This is a genomic window from Streptomyces arenae (assembly GCF_022343545.1).
In the GTDB taxonomy this organism is placed as follows: Bacteria; Actinomycetota; Actinomycetes; order Streptomycetales; family Streptomycetaceae; genus Streptomyces; species Streptomyces humi.
Map to the genome: position 1 here is coordinate 30,611 of NZ_JAKQYH010000038.1, position 17,858 is coordinate 48,468.

General features: G+C 73.0%; 18 protein-coding genes. 9 read left to right on the plus strand and 9 right to left on the minus strand.

Features of this window, described 5'->3' with window-relative positions:
• The first annotated feature begins 493 nt into the window (after nucleotides 1-493).
• The 3 genes from dhaK to MB828_RS15925 are packed head-to-tail and all read left to right on the plus strand — an operon-like array spanning nucleotide 494 to nucleotide 2,534.
• A complete protein-coding gene (gene dhaK / locus MB828_RS15915; RefSeq protein WP_046733091.1) occupies nucleotides 494-1,486 on the plus strand; it encodes a dihydroxyacetone kinase subunit DhaK in 993 nt (330 codons plus the stop codon).
• A gap of 48 nt (nucleotides 1,487-1,534) precedes the next feature.
• Entirely contained in the window at nucleotides 1,535-2,134 is a 600-nt protein-coding gene (dhaL, locus tag MB828_RS15920; RefSeq protein ID WP_133025126.1) for a dihydroxyacetone kinase subunit DhaL, read from the plus strand.
• A complete protein-coding gene (locus tag MB828_RS15925; RefSeq protein WP_301648739.1) occupies nucleotides 2,127-2,534 on the plus strand; it encodes a PTS-dependent dihydroxyacetone kinase phosphotransferase subunit DhaM in 408 nt (135 codons plus the stop codon). The genes dhaL and MB828_RS15925 overlap by 8 nt, the downstream gene beginning before the upstream one ends.
• A gap of 111 nt (nucleotides 2,535-2,645) precedes the next feature.
• On the opposite strand, the gene MB828_RS15930 is transcribed toward MB828_RS15925, so the two are convergent.
• Nucleotides 2,646-3,332, minus strand: a complete 687-nt coding sequence (locus tag MB828_RS15930) for a glycoside hydrolase family 75 protein (protein WP_301648740.1) — start codon at nucleotides 3,330-3,332, stop codon at nucleotides 2,646-2,648.
• A gap of 440 nt (nucleotides 3,333-3,772) precedes the next feature.
• Here MB828_RS15930 and MB828_RS15935 point away from each other — a divergent pair, with 440 nt between their 5' ends.
• Nucleotides 3,773-4,693 (plus strand): fibronectin type III domain-containing protein, encoded by a 921-nt coding sequence (locus tag MB828_RS15935; protein ID WP_301648753.1) that lies wholly within the window; start codon nucleotides 3,773-3,775, stop codon nucleotides 4,691-4,693.
• Between the two features lie 167 nt (nucleotides 4,694-4,860).
• Nucleotides 4,861-5,421, plus strand: a complete 561-nt coding sequence (locus tag MB828_RS15940; protein WP_301648741.1) for a hypothetical protein — start codon at nucleotides 4,861-4,863, stop codon at nucleotides 5,419-5,421.
• A gap of 7 nt (nucleotides 5,422-5,428) precedes the next feature.
• On the opposite strand, the gene MB828_RS15945 is transcribed toward MB828_RS15940, so the two are convergent.
• The 4 genes from MB828_RS15945 to MB828_RS15960 all read right to left on the minus strand — a co-directional run bounded on the left by MB828_RS15945 (nucleotide 5,429) and on the right by MB828_RS15960 (nucleotide 9,499).
• Complete coding sequence (locus MB828_RS15945; RefSeq protein WP_301648742.1) at nucleotides 5,429-5,971, minus strand: PadR family transcriptional regulator; 543 nt, start codon at nucleotides 5,969-5,971, stop codon at nucleotides 5,429-5,431.
• Between the two features lie 22 nt (nucleotides 5,972-5,993).
• Complete coding sequence (locus MB828_RS15950; RefSeq protein WP_301648743.1) at nucleotides 5,994-8,009, minus strand: NADPH-dependent 2,4-dienoyl-CoA reductase; 2,016 nt, start codon at nucleotides 8,007-8,009, stop codon at nucleotides 5,994-5,996.
• A 127-nt stretch (nucleotides 8,010-8,136) separates the two neighbouring features.
• Complete coding sequence (locus MB828_RS15955) at nucleotides 8,137-8,505, minus strand: hypothetical protein (RefSeq protein ID WP_046727748.1); 369 nt, start codon at nucleotides 8,503-8,505, stop codon at nucleotides 8,137-8,139.
• A 121-nt stretch (nucleotides 8,506-8,626) separates the two neighbouring features.
• Nucleotides 8,627-9,499 carry a hypothetical protein gene (locus tag MB828_RS15960; RefSeq protein ID WP_301648744.1) on the minus strand — a complete coding sequence of 291 codons (873 nt, stop codon included), beginning with the start codon at nucleotides 9,497-9,499 and terminating at the stop codon, nucleotides 8,627-8,629.
• A 274-nt stretch (nucleotides 9,500-9,773) separates the two neighbouring features.
• On the opposite strand from MB828_RS15960, the gene MB828_RS15965 reads away from it, so the two are divergent.
• Nucleotides 9,774-11,852, plus strand: a complete 2,079-nt coding sequence (locus MB828_RS15965) for a SpoIIE family protein phosphatase (RefSeq protein ID WP_301648745.1) — start codon at nucleotides 9,774-9,776, stop codon at nucleotides 11,850-11,852.
• Nucleotides 11,853-11,894: 42 nt separating this feature from the next.
• Here the strand turns inward: MB828_RS15965 and MB828_RS15970 are convergent, their stop codons facing one another.
• Both MB828_RS15970 and MB828_RS15975 read right to left on the minus strand, forming a co-directional pair.
• Entirely contained in the window at nucleotides 11,895-12,689 is a 795-nt protein-coding gene (locus MB828_RS15970; RefSeq protein ID WP_301648746.1) for a putative protein N(5)-glutamine methyltransferase, read from the minus strand.
• 48 nt (nucleotides 12,690-12,737) lie between these two features.
• Nucleotides 12,738-13,814: a hypothetical protein gene (locus MB828_RS15975; RefSeq protein ID WP_301648747.1), complete on the minus strand. Its 1,077-nt coding sequence runs from the start codon at nucleotides 13,812-13,814 to the stop codon at nucleotides 12,738-12,740.
• Between the two features lie 135 nt (nucleotides 13,815-13,949).
• On the opposite strand from MB828_RS15975, the gene MB828_RS15980 reads away from it, so the two are divergent.
• Nucleotides 13,950-14,393 (plus strand): MarR family winged helix-turn-helix transcriptional regulator, encoded by a 444-nt coding sequence (locus MB828_RS15980; protein WP_133025116.1) that lies wholly within the window; start codon nucleotides 13,950-13,952, stop codon nucleotides 14,391-14,393.
• Here MB828_RS15980 and MB828_RS15985 read toward each other — a convergent pair.
• A complete protein-coding gene (locus MB828_RS15985; protein WP_301648748.1) occupies nucleotides 14,354-15,103 on the minus strand; it encodes a GNAT family N-acetyltransferase in 750 nt (249 codons plus the stop codon). The genes MB828_RS15980 and MB828_RS15985 overlap by 40 nt on opposite strands.
• Nucleotides 15,100-16,023: an NADP-dependent oxidoreductase gene (locus MB828_RS15990; protein ID WP_301648749.1), complete on the minus strand. Its 924-nt coding sequence runs from the start codon at nucleotides 16,021-16,023 to the stop codon at nucleotides 15,100-15,102. The genes MB828_RS15985 and MB828_RS15990 overlap by 4 nt, the downstream gene beginning before the upstream one ends.
• A 169-nt stretch (nucleotides 16,024-16,192) precedes the next feature.
• On the opposite strand from MB828_RS15990, the gene MB828_RS15995 reads away from it, so the two are divergent.
• Nucleotides 16,193-16,798 carry a sulfite oxidase-like oxidoreductase gene (locus tag MB828_RS15995; RefSeq protein ID WP_301648750.1) on the plus strand — a complete coding sequence of 202 codons (606 nt, stop codon included), beginning with the start codon at nucleotides 16,193-16,195 and terminating at the stop codon, nucleotides 16,796-16,798.
• Entirely contained in the window at nucleotides 16,791-17,585 is a 795-nt protein-coding gene (locus tag MB828_RS16000) for a ferredoxin reductase (protein WP_301648751.1), read from the plus strand. Before MB828_RS15995 ends, MB828_RS16000 begins: the two co-directional genes overlap by 8 nt.
• Nucleotides 17,586-17,858: the final 273 nt, after the last annotated feature.

Here is a 17,858-nt window from a genome sequence, read left to right on the forward strand (position 1 = left end):
ACACCGCGTCAACACCCTCGCCGACTGCACCGTCTCCGGATCACGCGCCAAGATCCGGACCAGGTGCGGGCCAACTCGGCTCAGCGGCAAACCATTCCACCCCTTGCCGCAGGTCAGAGGTGACGGCGAGTGTGTACCACCAGCAGACGCGGAATCTGCTGGCCGAGCTTCACTCATGCCAGCGCCACCACCCCAGCGGGACCGCCGGCGGTGAGCAAGCCGCCTCGGGCCCCGGCGTGTTTCGCGAGACCGCCCACGTGACCTTCGCGCCCGCAAGGTCGATACTGCGGTCAGGAGAACTCAGCCGCTCGCGAACACACCCCGAACTCGCACCTGACGAACCGTCACCGAAGTCAGCATTCGGTCAGCATCAGCCTCGCCACGGGCCGCCCGAAGCCGCCGTGGACCGCCAAGATCGAAACTGGAGAGATGCACTCCGATCTGCAAAGACGCAGGTCAGAGACTAGTCTGCTAGTGTTATCAGGAGGCCCCCATGAAGATGCTCATCAACGTTCCTGAGACCGTGGTGGCGGATGCGCTGCGGGGTATCGCGGCCGCGCACCCCGATCTCGCCGTGGACGTAGAGAACCGGGTGATCGTACGACGGGACGCCCCCGTCTCCGGGCAGGTGGCGCTCGTCTCGGGTGGCGGTTCCGGGCACGAGCCATTGCACGGCGGATTCGTCGGTCCCGGGATGCTGTCGGCGGCCTGCCCCGGTGAGGTCTTCACCTCCCCCGTGCCGGACCAGATGGCCCGGGCCGCCGCGGCCGTGGACAGTGGGGCCGGCGTGCTGTTCATCGTCAAGAACTACACCGGTGACGTGCTCAACTTCGACATGGCCGCCGAACTCGCCGAGGACGAGGGCATCCAGGTGGCGAAGGTGCTCGTCAACGACGACGTGGCGGTCACCGACAGCCTCTACACCGCCGGCCGGCGCGGCACCGGCGCCACCCTGTTCGTGGAGAAGATCGCCGGGGCCGCCGCGGCCGAGGGGCAGCCGCTGGAGCGGGTGGAGTCCATCGGGCGCCAGGTGAACGAGAACTCCCGCAGCTTCGGGGTCGCGCTGAGCGCCTGCACCACCCCGGCCAAGGGCACCCCGACCTTCGATCTGCCGCCCGGTGAGCTGGAGTTGGGCATCGGCATCCACGGCGAGCCAGGCCGGGAGCGGCGGGCCATGATGACCTCGGGCGAGATCGCCGACTTCTCGGTCAACGCCATCCTGGAGGACATGACACCGCGCAACCCGGTGCTCGTGCTGGTCAACGGCATGGGCGCGACCCCGCTCCTGGAGCTGTACGGCTTCAACGCCGAGGTCCAGCGGGTGCTCACCGAGCGCGGGGTAACCGTGGCTCACACCCTGGTCGGCAACTACGTCACCTCCCTGGACATGGCGGGCGCCTCGGTCACGCTCTGCCAGGTCGACGAGGACCTGCTGCGGCTGTGGGAGGCGCCGGTGAAGACCCCGGCCCTGCGCTGGGGGATGTGAGCGAGCAGCAGAACCGACCCGCATCCGTACCGCACGCAAGGAGTTCCAGTGCTCGACGCCGAATTCTTCCGCCGCTGGATGGCGGCGACGGCCGCGTCCGTGGACCGGGAGGCGGAGCGGCTCACCGCCCTCGACTCCCCCATCGGGGACGCCGACCACGGCAGCAACCTCCAACGCGGGTTCAAGGCGGTCACGGCCGCGCTGGAGAAGGACGCCCCCGACACCCCGGGTGCCGTGCTGGCACTCGCCGGACGCACGCTGATCTCCACGGTGGGCGGTGCCTCCGGGCCGCTGTACGGCACGCTGCTGCGCAGCACCGGCAAGGCGCTCGGCGACGCCGCCGAGGTCGATGAGGCGCAGTTCGCCGAGGCGCTGCGGGCCGGGGTGGACAAGGTGATGGCCCTGGGCGGAGCCGCGCCCGGGGACAAGACGATGATCGACGCCCTGGTGCCGGCCGTGGACGCGCTCGGCGAGGGTTTCGGCGCGGCGCGGGCCGCCGCCGAGGAGGGGGCCGTGGCGACGACCCCGCTGCAGGCCCGCAAGGGCCGGGCGAGCTATCTCGGGGAGCGCAGCATCGGCCATCAGGACCCGGGCGCCACCTCGTCGGCGCTGCTGGTCGCGGGGCTCGAGGAGGCGGCCGGTGAGTGACGACAAGCTGGTGGGGATCGTGCTGGTGTCGCACAGCGCCGAGGTGGCGGCCTCGGTGGCCGACCTGGCGAAGGGGCTGGCGGGCGGCGTCTCGGTGCCGGTGGCCCCGGCGGGCGGCACCGAGGGCGGCGGGCTCGGTACCAGCGCCGAGCTGATCGCCGCCGCGGCCATGTCCGTGGACCGGGGCGCGGGGATCGCCGTCCTCACCGACCTGGGCAGCGCGGTGCTCACCGTGAAGGCGCTGCTGGCCGAGGGCGACGAACTGCCGGACGGCGCCCGCCTGGTGGACGCCCCGTTCGTGGAGGGCGCGGTCGCGGCGGTCGTCACGGCGGCCACCGGGGCCGACCTCGACGCCGTGGCGGCCGCGGCCGCCGAGGCGTACACCTACCGCAAGGTCTGAGAGCGGGCGGCGTCGGTCCGTCCGCGCGCCGGTGCGGGCCCGGGACGTGGTCTCCGCGAGCTCGGCCCGCACCCCCGGCGACGGCCGGGCGGGCGGCCGGCGCCGGCGGTCTCAGTCCACGCCGGTGAACCGGGCCGCCAGACGCTCGCCCTCCGCCTCCGCCGTCGCCCGGTCCTCGATGGGGCTGATCGCCGAGTCCCGGAAGACGATGTAGGTCACGCCGGAGGCCACCCCGCCGACCCGTGGGTCGGGGTTCACGTCCAGCCCCTTCGCGGTGGCGTAGGACGCCTCGCCGATGATGTCGCGCGGCCCGGTGTCGCCGACGACGGCGTACTGGACCCGGCCCTTGTAGATCACGGCGGCGATCGCCCCGCCCCGGATGCCGTACGCCCGGTGGTTCCAGCGGCGGCTGGAACCGGGTACGACGACGTAGGGCAGCTTCTCCGCGTCGAGATGGCGGCCGTCGGACTGCTGGAAGGCGGTGGCGGCGGAGAACGCGGGATCGGCGGCGCGGTTGCAGTGGGCGGTGACCCGGCCGTCGCAGTCGATGTCGAGGTCGGCCTTCCAGTAGACGGCCTGGTCGGTGCCGCACACGGGGACGGTGGCGGCGGTACCGGCGTCGGTGCGGAAGCGGCCCCTGGACACCTGCTTGCAGTCGTGCACCCGGGCCAGCAGATCGGTGGCGGTGATCCGGTGCCGGTCGCTGTGGGCCGTGAGCGACGCGGCGGGCGTGGGCAGCGTGGTCGGGGTGAGCAGGGCGGCGCCGGCCGCGGCCAGCGTCAGCGTCTGGACACGCACGATGAGGGACCCTCTTTCGTGGGGGACACGGAGTCAACCGGTCCAATCTGAGGGGGTCCCGGCGCCCGGGCCAGCAGGTGAGGGCCTTACAGGGCCGTACGGAGCAACGAACTGACGCCCTGTGAGATCCCGTCAGGGGCCGGGGCCGCCCGAGCCGGTGTCGACCCGGGGCGGCCCCGGCCGCCCGCGTCGGCGCGGGATCAGCGACGACAGCGTTCCGCGCCACAGGCGCGAACTCCCCCGTTCTCCGGGGAAGTTCGGCCGCAGTGCGGTCAGCATACGTAACTCCTCCCCGTCGTCTCCAATACGGGCCTCTTGATGTCCGCATCCCGGGCAGGCCATAGTGGTCCGGAGATTGGTCCGGACCATTGCCGTGCTGCCGTCCCCGGGGAGGCGGAACCGTGCGCCGTGTCGTCGTCCTGGTCCCTGCGCTGCTGTTCATGACGTCGTGCGGCCCGGGTGGCGCCGACGGGGACAGCGGCAGGCTGCCCGGTGCCCCGGCCGGGGTCACCGCTGCGGCCGGGAGCGCCACCAGCGTGCACGTCATGTGGAACGCGCTGCCGGACGGTGCGGGGGTCCGCGCCTACGAGGTGTATCGCGGCACCACGAAGGTCGAAGAGGTACCGGGGACCGAGCACATGGTGGACGTCGTCAGGCTCAGGCCGTCCACCGCGTACGTGTTCTCCGTGCGGGCCCGGGGCGGCGACGGCAGCCTCGGGCCGCGCAGCCGCGAGGTGCGGGCGACCACACCGGCGCTGGTCGCGGCGGACCGGTCGGCACCGACGCGCCCGGTGCGACCGGGCGGACGCGCCGTGGGCAGCCGTGCGGTGCAGCTGTCCTGGGACGCCGCCACCGACGACCGGGCGGTGTTGTCGTACGACATCTACCAGGGCGACGCGAAGATCCACAGTGTGGGCGGGAACCAGACCGCCACCGTGGTGACAGGACTGCGTCCGGGCACGCGCTATGTGTTCACCGTCCGGGCCCGGGACGCGGCCGGGAACCTCTCGCCCGCCAGTTCGGCGGTGCGCCTGACCACACCGGGCACCGACGACGGCCGGGCCACCGCGCCCACCGGGTTCACCGCGCGGAGCCATGAGAAGGGCGGGGCGTACTACCTTGATCTGGCCTGGGATCCGCCACGGGTGGACGGGGTGGTCACGGAGTACCAGATCCGGCTCGACGCGGCGACGACCACCTCACTTGTATGGGGCGGCACCCCACCCACGGGCCGCTCGGCCTCCAGCTTCTATGTGGGGCGGGACCATGGGGTGGAACACCGTGTGCGGTTGCGGGCGCGGCTGCCGGACGGGACGTGGGGCGGGTGGTCGGCGGTGCGGTCCGTGACGACGGGGGCCTGAGGCGCATCCCGGCCTGGGCCGGACGGATGAAGAGATCACCTGACCGGGCGCCTGCGCGTGCGCGGCGGTCCGCGGCCGCTTTCGCTGAACCCGAGGCAGCACGGGAGTTCCCCGACCCTCGGCGGCGCAAGGGACGTTCCGCCAACCGTGCCGCCGGAGGGCAGCCCATGCGCACTACCCGACGTCTCGTCCGCTCCGGCCTGACCCTGGCGGCCGCCGCCGCGCTCCCGACCTGGCTCGCGGGCCCGTCCGCCGCGGTCTCGGGCATCTCGGTGAGCACCACCGGCACCACGGTCTCGGTGGTCACCAGCGCCTGTACCCAGAACAACGGCAGCTGGGGCAACGCCTCGCTGCTCAACAGCAGTCAGAGTTCGTTCGCCCAGGGCCGGCAGGCGGCCCTGGCGGGCACCACGGTGAGCCAGTCGGCCGCCTGGTCCGGTGTCTCGCCGGGCACCTACACGGTGGTCGTCGTCTGCTCCAACGGCGGTACGGCCGGCAACCAGTCGGTGATCGTCTCGGCCGCCTCCGCGCCGGCCGTACCGGCCGTCCCGACCACTTCCTCCACCAGCAGGTCCGCCGCGCCCTCCCGGGGCGTGATGGGCGGTCTGGGCGGCGCCGCCCGCGACTACGGCCCGCTGACGCTCGGCATCGGAGCGGCGCTGGTCGGCTCGGGTGTCATCGCCGCGGGCTGGTACCTGCGCAAGCGCTCGAAGCCGTACCGGCTGTGACCCCGGCTCAGCTCTCGGGGAGTTCGCCGAACTCCCCGATGGCGTGGGTGAGCCACCGCGTCCAGAACGTCTCCAGGTCGATGCCGGCCCGCAGCACCAGGTGCCGCAGGCGGTCCTCGGGGGTGTCCTTGCCGGGCGGGAAGTCGCGGCGCTGGATCTCCTCGTACTCGGCCAACTGCCGCTGGTGCAGCTCCAGATGCCGGCGCAGGTCGGCCTCCAGGCCGGTCGTGCCGACCACCGCGGCGGCGCGCAGCCGCAGCAGCATGACGTCCCGGAGGGGCTTGGGTTCCTGGGCGGTGGCGGTCCAGCGGGCCAGCTCGGCGCGGCCCGCGGGCAGGACCTCGTAGCTCTTCTTCTGCCCGCGGGCCGGCTGCTCGGCCGGCAGGGTGCGGATGTAGCCCTCGGCCTCCAGTCTTCCCAGCTCGCGATAGATCTGCTGGTGCGTCGCCGACCAGAAGTACCCGATCGACCTGTCGAACCTGCGGGTCAGCTCGAGCCCCGACGACGGCTTTTCGAGCAGGGCGGTGAGGATCGCGTGCGGGAGTGACATGGGCTCATCCTAGGAATAGCGCCTACAGGGCGGCCGCCAGTTCGGTGCCCTGCTTGATCGCCCGCTTGGCGTCCAGTTCGGCGGCGACGTCGGCACCGCCGATGAGGTGCGCGGCGATGCCCGCGGCGACCAGTTCCTCGTAGAGGCCGCGGCGCGGTTCCTGCCCGGTGCAGAGCACCACGGTGTCGACCGGCAGGACGGTGCTCCGTCCGTCGACGGTGACGTGCACTCCGGCGTCGTCGATCAGGTCGTACCGGACGCCCGGGACCATGGTGACGCCCCGGTGCTTGAGCTCGGTGCGGTGGATCCAGCCGGTGGTCTTGCCGAGGCCGGCGCCGACCTTGCCGGTCTTGCGCTGGAGCAGGTGGACGGTGCGCGGGGGCGCGGGGCGTTCGGGGGCGGCCAGACCGCCGGGTTCCCGGTAGTCGGTGTCGACGCCCCAGAGCCTGAAGTACGTCGCCGGGTCCTCGCTGGCCTTGTCGCCGCCGTCGGTCAGGTACTCGGCGACGTCGAAGCCGATGCCGCCGGCGCCGAGGATCGCGACCCGGTCGCCGACGGGGGCGCCGTCGCGCAGCACGTCGAGGTAGCCGACGACGCTGGGGTGGTCGACGCCGGGGATGTCGGGGGTGCGGGGGGTGACGCCGGTGGCGACCACGACCTCGTCGTAGCCGGTGACGTCCTCGGGTTCGACGGTGGTGCCCAGGCGTACGTCGACGCCGTGCGCGTCGAGCTGGTGGCGGAAGTAGCGCAGGGTCTCGTCGAACTCCTGCTTGCCGGGGACCTTGCGGGCCACGTTCAGCTGGCCGCCGATCTCGGCCGCCGCGTCGAACAGGGTGACCTGGTGGCCGCGTTCGGCGGCGGAGACGGCGCAGGCCAGGCCGGCCGGGCCGGCGCCGACCACCGCGACGCGCTTCTTCAGCCGGGTCGGGGCGAGGACCAGTTCGGTCTCGTGGCAGGCGCGCGGGTTGACCAGGCAGGAGGTGATCTGCCCGCTGAAGGTGTGGTCGAGGCAGGCCTGGTTGCAGCCGATGCAGGTGTTGATGGCCTCCGGTGTGCCGGCGGCGGCCTTGGCGACGAAGTCGGGGTCGGCGAGCATGGGGCGGGCCATGGAGACCATGTCCGCGCAGCCTCCGGCCAGCAGTTCCTCGGCGACCTCGGGGGTGTTGATGCGGTTGGTGGTGACCAGCGGGACGGACACCTCGCCCATCAGCTTCCTGGTGACCCAGGTGTAGGCGCCGCGGGGCACCGAGGTGGCGATGGTGGGGATGCGGGCCTCGTGCCAGCCGATGCCGGTGTTGATGATGGTCGCGCCGGCCGCCTCGACGGCCCTGGCGAGGGTGATCACCTCGTCGAGGGAGGAGCCGCCGGGCACCAGGTCCAGCATGGAGAGCCGGTAGACGATGATGAAGTCGTCGCCGACGGCCTCGCGCACCCGGCGGACGATCTCCACGGGGAACCGCGTCCGGTTCTCGTAGGAGCCGCCCCAGCGGTCGGTGCGCCGGTTGGTCGCGGCGGCGATGAACTCGTTGATCAGGTAGCCCTCGGAGCCCATGATCTCGACGCCGTCGTAGCCGGCCTGCCGGGCGAGGCGGGCGGTGCGGACGTAGTCGCCGATGGTGCGCTCGACGTCCTCGTCGGTGAGTTCGCGCGGCGCGAAGGGGCTGATGGGGGCTTGCAGCGGGCTGGGGGCGACCAGGTCGCGGTGGTAGGCGTAGCGGCCGAAGTGCAGGATCTGCAGCGCGATCCGGCCGCCCTCGCGGTGCACGGCCTCGGTGATGGCTCGGTGCTGCCCGGCCTCCTCCTCGGTGGTGAGCTTGGCGCCGCCCTCGTAGGGGCGGCCCTCGTCGTTGGGGGCGATGCCGCCGGTGACGATCAGGCCCACGCCCCCGCGGGCCCGGGCCGCGTAGAACTCCGCCATCCGCTCGAAGCCGCGCTCGGCCTCCTCCAGGCCCACGTGCATGGAGCCCATGAGCACGCGGTTGGGCAGGGTGGTGAAGCCCAGGTCGAGGGGTTTCAGCAGATGCGGGTAACGGCTCATCGGGCCCTCCGTGCGCGGTGTCGTCACCGCAGTTGTAGAGGACCGCGCACGGGTTATGCAACTAGTTGCACAAAGACTCCGGGGTGACGTGTCCCAGATCACCGACGAGCCGCTGCCGCATCGGTGGTCACCTGCTTTCGAGCAGGACGTGCAGCTCCCGCTCCTGGTCGCCCGAGGCGGAGGACAGGTTGCGCACCGCGAACAGGGAGTCGAGGGCCGTACGGAGCCGGTCGATGGCCCAGTAGCCGCCCTGCGCGTCGGCCTCCACCGAGGCCGCGAGCCGGGGCGGCGGGGTGCACTCGTGGGCGTCGGTGACCTCGAAGGTGCCGAGCCACACCATGGGGCGGGTCTCGTGCAGCTGCTGCGGCACGTCCTCGGCGTTCCGGTCGGACTCGAAGCACTCGCACAGCGCGTCGAAGACGATCCGGGCGTCCTCCTTGCTGCATCCGCTGATCTCGAGGGAGACGGGTTCCTCGTGCAGTCGTTCAGGGCCCATCGCGCACGCTCCTCTCATGGCGATGGCGCGGTGTCACGGGTTCCCCCGCGAACCGCGCCATGCCAACAGAAAAGCACCGATTCCCGGGCGCCGCACCACCCGCCGGCGCACGCGGGCGGGCTCAGCTCCGCGTGAACTTGTACGTCTTGCTGTCCGTGAGGACGCAGAAGCCGGGCGACATCACGATGACGCGCAGGGTTGCGGTGCGCCGGTCGTAGTCGATGCCCTCGGCCTCGTAGGTGCCGGAGCAGGAGCTGCGCAGCGGGAGCTGGCGCAGGGCGGTGACATGACCGGTGACGTCGCTCGTGCCGGGCCTGGCGGACAGGTCGATCTGCAGGAGCGGCTTGGTGTAGCCGAAGAGGCTGCCGTCCGGGTCGTCGGAGGAGCACAGCAGCGTGGTGGCGCCGGTGAAGTCGCAGCCCTGGACGTCGCGCACGGCGTGGTCGAGGTTCACGACGGAGGCCAGCGGGAGGTTCGCGGACGGCGAGGTGCTCTTGTTGGCGCCCGGTGTCGGGAAGACCAGGAAGCGGGTCATCGTGCCGTACTCGCCGGAGAGCATGTACTGGCTGTCGGGCGAGATCGCGTCCCAGGAGTTGTTGAGCGCCTCGCCGGAGGCGAGTGTGTGGGTGTACTCCGACCAGGTGCCGTCGGGGGCCTGCACCCGGTACATCTTGGCGGTGCCGGAGTCCGCCTGGTACGGCTCGACGTAGTAGCCGTCGTAGGACTCGTCGGGGTCGCCGACGTGGTTCCAGCCGCGGCTGGAGACGCCGACCGGGATGGTGCCGATGCCGGTGTACCGGTTGGGGCTGTTCGCGGGGACCTCGACCGAGGTCAGGCCCTGGCTCTCGGTGAGCGGATCGGCGCGGTCGGAGCCGGTCTCGGTCCAGGTGTCGGCGGCGGAGGCCGGGGAGGCGGTGGCGAGGACCGCGGAGGTGGCGAGGGCGACCAGGACGGTCAGCCCCGCGCGACAACGTTGCCGGGTGGACGCGGGCATGGCGGCCTACTCCTCGGTGACTGGGGGGTGGGGGTGCGCGCGTCGGTCAGTCTGGCGTGCACCTGACGGTCATGTACAGACCAATGACGGAACGGGAAAATGAACTCGCGCCCCTGCCGCCCCGGTGGTTACTTCGCCATGAGGACGCCGCGGTGACGAGAGAGGGTGGAAAAGTCGGCGGCGACGTCGGAGAGTCGGGTGTGAGCGCGATAGAACAAGGGGAGTCGGCACGGGGGACGACGTGCCGTGCGAAGGTGCGAAGGCGGTGCGTGCGATGAGTCCAGCCGAGGCTGCGGCGGCCGGGGGCGAGGGGCCCGCGCGCGGGCCCGTGCGGCCCGGCGGGCTGCTGGACGTCCTGGGCGTGGCCTCCGTGGTGCTGGACGCCAAGGGGCGCATCGTGCTGTGGAGCCCGCAGGCGGAGGAGCTGTTCGGCTATCCGGCCGCCGAGGCCCTCGGGCAGTACGCGGCCCGCCTGATGGTGGACGAGCGGCACATCGAACTGGTCGGGAAGCTGTTCTCCGAGGTGATGCGCACCGGGCAGAGCTGGGCCGGGGGTTTCCCCATCCGCCACAAGGACGGCACCACCCATGTGGTGGAGTTCCGCAACATGCGTCTCATGGACGACAACGGCGACGTCTTCGCGCTGGGTCTGGCCGCCGACCAGTCGACGGTCCGCCGTCTGGAGCAGGACGTGGCGCTCTCCGAGCGGATCGTGAAGCAGTCGCCGATCGGGCTGGCCGTCCTCGACACCGATCTGCGGTTCGTGTCGGTCAACCCGGCGATGGAGCGCATGAACGGCGTCCCCGCCGCGGAACACGTGGGCCGGACCATCCGCGAGGTGCTGCCGTCCCTGGACGCCGACGAGCTGGAGTCGGCCTACCTGCGGGTGCTGCGGACCGGCGAACCGGTCGTCGACGAACCCGCGGTGGGGCGCACCCCGGCCGACCCGGACGAGGAGCACATCTGGGCGGTGTCGGTCTACCGGCTGGAGGACGCCCTCGGCAACGTCCTGGGCGTGGCGACGTCTGCGGTCGACATCACCGAGCCGTACCGGGCCGGCGTGGAGGCCGAGAACGCGCGCCGGCGACTGGCCGTCATCGCGGATGCCTCGGCCCGCATCGGCACCACCCTGGACCTCGAACGCACCGCCCGTGAACTGGCCGCCGTCGCGGTGCCCGAGCTCGCCGACGTGGCGTCGGTGGATCTGCTGGACGCGGTGGTCGAGGGCCGGCGCAGCACGCTCGGCCCGGCCGAGCCCGCGGTGCTCCGCGCGCTCGCCGTGCGCGCGGAGCCGGAGACGGACGCGGCGGGGGCCGCCGAGACGCCGGGCACGGTCACCCGGTACGCGCCGGACCGGCTGATCACCGGGTGCGTACGGACCGGCGAGGCCGTCGTCGTCCCGCGGGTCGCGGCCGAGGACCTGGCGAGGATCGCCCGCTCGCCCGAGGCCGCCGAGCTGCTGGCCCGGGCCGGGGTGCACTCGTACCTGGCCGTGCCGCTGATCGCGCGGGGCGAGGTGCTGGGCGCCCTCGACCTCAGACGCACCCGCACTCCGGCGCCGTTCGACGACGACGACCTGCTGCTGGCCCGGGAGCTGGCGGCGCGGGCGGCCGTGCAGATCGACAACGCCCGCTGGTACCAGAACGCCCGCACCACCGCGCTGACCCTCCAGCGCAGCCTGCTGCCCACCCATCCCAGGGTCACCACCGGCCTGGAGGTCGCCTCCCGCTACCAGCCGGCGGGCGCCACCGTCGAGGTGGGCGGCGACTGGTTCGACGTGATCCCGCTGGAGGGCGGCCGGACGGCGCTCGTGGTGGGGGACGTGATGGGCAGCGGCATCAACGCGGCCGCGACCATGGGGCGGCTGCGGACCGCGACCACCACCCTGGCCTCGCTCGGCCTGGACCCGGCGGTGCTCCTGGAGCACCTGGACAAGACCACCTCGGGCCTGGACCACTCCATCGCGACCTGTGTGTACGCCGTGCACGACCCGCGGCTGCGGCAGGTCCGGATCGCCAACGCCGGCCATCTGCCCCCGGCCCGGATCCGCCCCGGCCGGCCGCCGGAGCTGCTGGACCTGCCCACCGGCGTCCCGCTGGGCGTCGGCGGCGTCTCCTTCGCGACGACCACCGTGGAGTTCGGACCGGGCGACGAGCTGGTGCTCTACACCGACGGTCTGGTGGAGACCCGCAGCCACTCCCTGGACGAGCGGCTGGACGAGCTGCTGGCCCTCCTCGACGCCCCGGCCGGCCCGCTGGAGGAGACCTGCGACCGGCTGCTGCGGGAACTGCACCACCCGGACAACCACGACGACGTGGCACTGCTCATCGCGCGGGCGCAGGAACTGTCCTAGCCCTCCCCCGGTTCGGCCGGCCTCGGGTGGTGCCCAGAGCGGTCAGAGCGAGACGGCCCGGTCGTGTACGCCGATCACGACGTTCGCGTACAGCTCCTCCGACACCGCGAGCCGGGCGGACAGTCCGGCGTCGGCGAAGGCCTCCACGGCCGTGCCGGCCTGGCGTTCACTCGTCTCGACGAGGACGCAGCCGCCGGGCGCCAGCCACTCGGGCGCCCCGGCGGCGACCCTGCGCAGCACGTCCAGGCCGTCGCCGCCGCCGTCGAGGGCGACCAGCGGCTCGTGGTCGCGGGCCTCGGCGGGCAGCAGACCGACCTCGCCGGTGGGGACGTAGGGCACGTTGGCCGCGAGGATGCCGATCCGGCCGCGCAGGGCCGGGGGCAGGGCGTCGTACAGGTCGCCGGTGTGGGCGTGGCCGCCGTAGGGGGCGATGTTGCGGCGGGCGCAGCCGACGGCGGCGGGGTCGATGTCGGCGGCGTGCAGTTCGACGTCGCCGAGGGCGGCGGCGAGAGCGGCGCCGACCGCGCCGGAGCCGCAGCACAGGTCCACCAAGACGGAGGCGCCGGGGGTTTGCGCCAGGGCCTGGTCGACCAGGAACTCGGTGCGGCGGCGGGGCACGAAGACGCCGGGTTCCACCCGCACGCGCAGGCCGTGGAACCCGGCCCAGCCGAGGACGTGTTCGAGAGGCTCCCCGGCGGTGCGCCGGGCCACCATCGCGGCCAGTTCCTCCGGCGTGCGGGCGGTGGTGAGGATCAGCTCCGCCTCGTCCTCGGCGAAGACACAGCCGGCGGCGCGCAGCGCGGCGACCACGGTGGTGGGGTCGGTGAGAGAAGTCATCGCGGGGAGCCTATCCGGACGCCGGCCGGCCGTCGGACCGTCGGGCTGTCAGACGCCGACCGTCTCCTCGGCCTCCTCGTCAGCCGCCTCATCGGCCGCCTCGGCCTCCCCTTCGGCCGCCAGAGCGGCGGGCGAGTCCGGTACGACGGCGGATGCGGCCGGGGTGGCGGCCCTGGCCCGCTCGTATCCCGCCGCGACCGCGACCGCCACCAGGCCGGCCAGCAGCCACACCGCCAGCGTGGTCACGTCGCGACCCAGGCCGTCGCCGCCGAAGTACAGCAGGCCGCGGAGGCCCTCGACGAAGCCGGCGCCGTTCCAGAAGGCGTGCAGTGCGCCGAAGAAGCCGTTCTGCAGTTCGGGCCGGAACAGCCCGCCGGAGCTGGTGAAGTTGAGCATCACGAACAGCACCATCATGGTCAGCGTGGTCCACCTCTTGAGGAAGGTGTGCAGGCCGACGCCGACGAGGAGGATGCCGGCGGAGTAGAGCCAGGCCAGGCCCCAGACGCCGGCCAGATCGTGGTGGGCCAGGTGGAACACCGGGCCGGCGAGCAGCGCCCCGATGCCGCCGACGACCGCCGACACGCCGGCCGCGAGCAGGGCGCGGATCCGCATGGGGAGCGCACCGCCGGCCGCGCCGAGGGCGGCGACCGAGGCGTAGGAGCCGATGCTGACCGCGACGAGCAGGAAGAACAGGCCCTGCCCCGTGGGGTCGTCCGCGACCGGCCGGGCCACATCGGTGACCTTGAGCGGCACGCCGTGCTGCTCCGCGACCGGGGCGAAGACCTGCTCGACGGCCGTGGCGCCCATGTCGGAGGCGGCGCTGGCGACGATCAGCTCGGGCGTCCTGGCGCTCGGGACGTAGGCGCCGGTCACCGTACGGGACTTCAGCAGGTCGACGGCCGCGGTCCGGGTCGGCACGGTACGGACGTCGAGCCGGTCGCCGGCGGTGTCCTTGATGGTCTGCGCCAACACCTTCGCCTCAGGTCCGGCGCCGACCACGGCCACGGGCATGTGGTTGGGCTCCGGGTGCACGAACGCACCCATGTAGGCGAGTCCCATGCCCAGGCACATCAGCAGCGGGGTGATCAGGTGCGTGAGCACATGGCGCAGTGCCGGTGACCTCATCGCGTACGACCTCCGGATCCCAAACTAGTTGGCTTATACAACTCAAACTTCAGTTGTACTATACAACTAGGCCGTCGGAGGAGGTATTCCCGTGCAGGTGCTGACGTCGCAGGTGCTGTCGCAGGAGGTCGTCCGATGACACCCGAGGAGACCGCCGTGGAGACCATCCAGCGCGAGATGACGGCCTTCGCGCGCCGGGCCCGGGCGTCGGCCGGGCGCATGCACCCCGAGCTGTCACTGGTGTCGTACACCCTGCTCGGGCACCTGGAGGAGAGCGGCGGCCGCCGGGCGACCGACCTCGCCGCGCACTACGCGCTGGACAAGTCGACGGTCAGCCGGCAGGTGGCGGCGCTGGAACGGGCGGGCCTGATCGAGCGGCGCCTGGACCCGGAGGACCACCGGGTCCAGGTGCTGCATCTGACGGAGGCCGGGCAGGAGATCCTGGCCCAGGTCACGCGCAGCCGCCGGGCCGCCTTCCGGGAGCGGCTGGCGGGCTGGGCGGAGGAGGATCTGGTCAGGTTCGCCGGGTACCTGGAGCGCTACAACGCCGGCACGTCGGCGGGCACCGGCGAGGACTGACCGAGCGTCTCCGGCACCCGGGCGGCGATGAAGGCGGTACGGCGACGCAGACGGAAACCCAGCGACTCGTACAGCCGGATGGCGGTGGTGTTACCGGCACCCGTGTGCAGGAACGGGGTCTCGCCGCGCTCCCGGATGCCGTGCGCGACGGCGCGGATCAGCCGGGTCGCCAGGCCCTCGCCGCGGTACGCCGAGTCGGTGCAGACCGCGCTGATCTCGGTCCAGCCGGGCGGGTGCAGCCGCTCCCCCGCCATGGCTATCAGCCGGCCGTCGCGGCGGATGCCCAGGTAGGTGCCCATCTCGATGGTGCGGGGCAGGAAGGGGCCGGGCCGGGTGCGCTCGATCAGGTCGAGTATCTCGGGCACGTCGGCGGGGCCGAGACGCACCGCCGCCGGCTCCGGGCGGGCCTCCATCCCCTCGTCCACCAGCTGCACGCCCGCGATGTTCATGGTGAGCTCCCAGCCGTCCGGGAGCGCGCCCCGGTAGCCGGGCAGGCCGACCTCGGCGCCGGGGCCGGCGAGGGCGGCGAGATCCGCCCAGTCGTCGGCGTCGGGCGCGTCGGGCAGCGCCAGCCAGGGGGAGACGTCGACCGGGTAGCGCAGTATTCGGCCGCGTCTTTCGGCGAAGAGCGCGTGCGGGCCGGTGAGCGAGGCGAGCGCGGGGTTGTCGAGGATGTGCGGGGCGCTGTCGCGCGGGTCCGGGACGCTCATCCGGCGACCTCGATCACGATCTTGCCGCGGGTGTGGCCGTCCTCGACGGCGCGCAGGGCCTCGTCGGCCCGGTCCAGCGGGAAGGTTCCCGAGACGTGCGGGTCGAGTTCACCGCCCACCACGAGTTCGGCCACCTCGTCCAGGACGGCGGCGGTACGGGCGCGTTCGACCCGGGCGCCGCCCAGCGCGGCCACGGCCTCCGGCGTGGCCCCCGCGGTGATCAGCTTGGCGGGGTCCGCGAGCAGACCGGCCGCCTCGGCGAGCACCTCGCCGCCGACCAGGTCGTAGACGCCGTCCACGCCGTCCGGCGCGGCGGCCCGCACCCGCTCGGCCAGGTCGGGTCCCGACGGCACGTGCACGGCGCCGAGGGACTCCACGAACTCCTTCTTCCCCTCGCTCGCCAGGCCCACGACCCGCAGCCCCCAGGCACGGGCGATCTGTACGGCCGCCGCGCCGACGCCGCCGCCCGCCCCGGTGATCAGCAGGGTGGCGCCCTCCGGGAGGTCGAGCTGGCGCACGCCGTCGTAGGCGGTGGCCGCCGCGACCGGAAGGGTGGCCGCGTCGGTGAAGGACAGCGCGGCCGGCTTGTGGGCGGTCACGGTGGCCGCCAGCAGGGCGTGCTCGGCGAACGCGCCTCCGGCCGTGTTGCCGAAGACCTCGTCACCGACGGCGAATCCGGTCACGCCCTCGCCGATTTCCTCGACGACTCCGGCGGCCTCGCTGCCGAAGACGACGGGGAAGACCGGATCGGCGGCGCCGGGCCGCCGCAGACCGCCGCGCAGCTTCCAGTCGACGGGGTTCACCCCCGCCGCACGCACCGCGATCAGCAGTTCGCCGGGGCCGGGACTCGGCCGGTCCACGTCGGCGAAGGCCTCGGTCTCGGGCCCGCCGTGCCTGGTGTAGACGTACGCCTTGGGCATCGTGTTTCCTCGCTCTCTGGTGCAGTCACCGGTGTCCCGGTAGCGGCACTCAGCGGCAAGGACGCGCGCGCGGCGGCTATTCCCACACCCGGGGATCGTTCATACGGCCGCAATGATCGACGGTCTGACCTGGGCAGGAGCACCCGGCAGGAGCACGTACCGTTGATGGATGAACATCACCCGGGGCTTCACCGGCCGCCCCCGCACCGATAACGCCGGACTGCCGCCGGGCCAGTACGACGCGGGCGACGACTGGCCGGTGCTGTCCGCCGAGGTGACGCCGGAGCTGACGGCCGCCGACTGGTCGTTCCGGATCGACGGGCTGGTGGCCGAGGCGCGCACCTGGGACCGGGAGGCGGCTCGGGCGCTGCCCGCGTCGGCGTACACGGGTGACATCCACTGCGTGACCGGCTGGTCGAAGTTCGGGGTGCGGTTCGGGGGCGTCTCCCTGGACGCGTTCCTGGACCTCGTCCGCCCCCATGCGTCCGCCACACATGCCGTCGCCTACTCGCACACGGGGTACACCACCAGCCTGCCGCTCGGTGACCTCACCGGTGGGCGTGCCTGGATCGCCTTCGAGTACGAGGGCCGGCCGCTGCCCGCCGAGCACGGCGGGCCGGCGCGGCTGCTGGTGCCGCACCTGTACTTCTGGAAGAGCGCCAAGTGGATCGCCGGCCTCACTCTCCTCGACCACGACGAGCCCGGGTTCTGGGAGCAGAACGGGTACCACGCGCGGGGCAACCCCTGGGAGGAGCAGAGGTACTCCGGTGACTGAGACGGCTGCGAAGACGACGGCCGCCGTGGCGTTCGCCGTGGCGTTCGCCCCGCCGACGCGGTTCGCGGTGCCGGGGCGCATCGCGGTGGCCGGTGAGGTCGCTGCGGTGTGGCAGACGGCCACGATCACCGAGGTACGGCGCGAGACACCGCACACGTCGACGTTCCGGTTCGCGGTGCCGGGCTGGGCGGGACATCTGCCCGGACAGCACCTGATGCTGCGGCTGACCGCCGGGGACGGCTACGCGGCACAGCGCCACTACTCCCTGGCCTCCGCGCCCGACGACTCCGGGCACATCGAGCTGACCCTGGACCATGTGGCGGACGGCGAGGTCTCCGGCTGGTTCCACACGGTGGCCCGGCCCGGTGACACCGTGGAGGTGCGCGGCCCCCTCAGCGGCTTCTTCGCCTGGCCGGGCGACCGGCCCGCGCTGCTGCTCGGCGCCGGTTCCGGGGTGGTACCCCTGATGTCGATGGTCCGGCACCACCGGGCGCGGGCCCTGGACGTGCCGCTGCGCATGGTGGTGTCGGCCCGCTCACCCGAGGAGCTGATCTACGCGCGGGAGCTGGGCCCCGAGACCACGCCCGTGTTCACCCGGGCCGCGCCCCGAGGTGTGCCGGTGGGACGTATGGCCGCCACACATGTGGCCCCGCTCCTGGCCGAGCAGCCGGCCGGTGGGTGGGAGGCCTATGTGTGCGGCTCCAACGGGTTCGCGGAGCACGCCTCGCGACTGCTGGTGGCGGCCGGCCAGCCGGTGGACCGCATCCGCATCGAACGATTCGGCTGACCGAACAACGGCACAACCCCGGCGGACCGGGGCGGGGGCCTCGGCGACTGGGGCCGGAGGCCTGTCCGAGGGCCGGGGGCCACGGGCCAGGGCGAGGGTCGAGGGCCGGGGGCCAGGGCCGGGGATCGGAGGCCAGGGCCGGGGATCGGAGGCCGGGGCCGGGGGTCGGAGGCCGGGGCCGGGGGTCGGAGGCCAGGGCCGAGGGTCGGAGGCCAGGGCCGAGGGTCGGAGGCCACGGGCGAGGGCTAGCGCCAGGGGGCGCCGGGGGCGAGG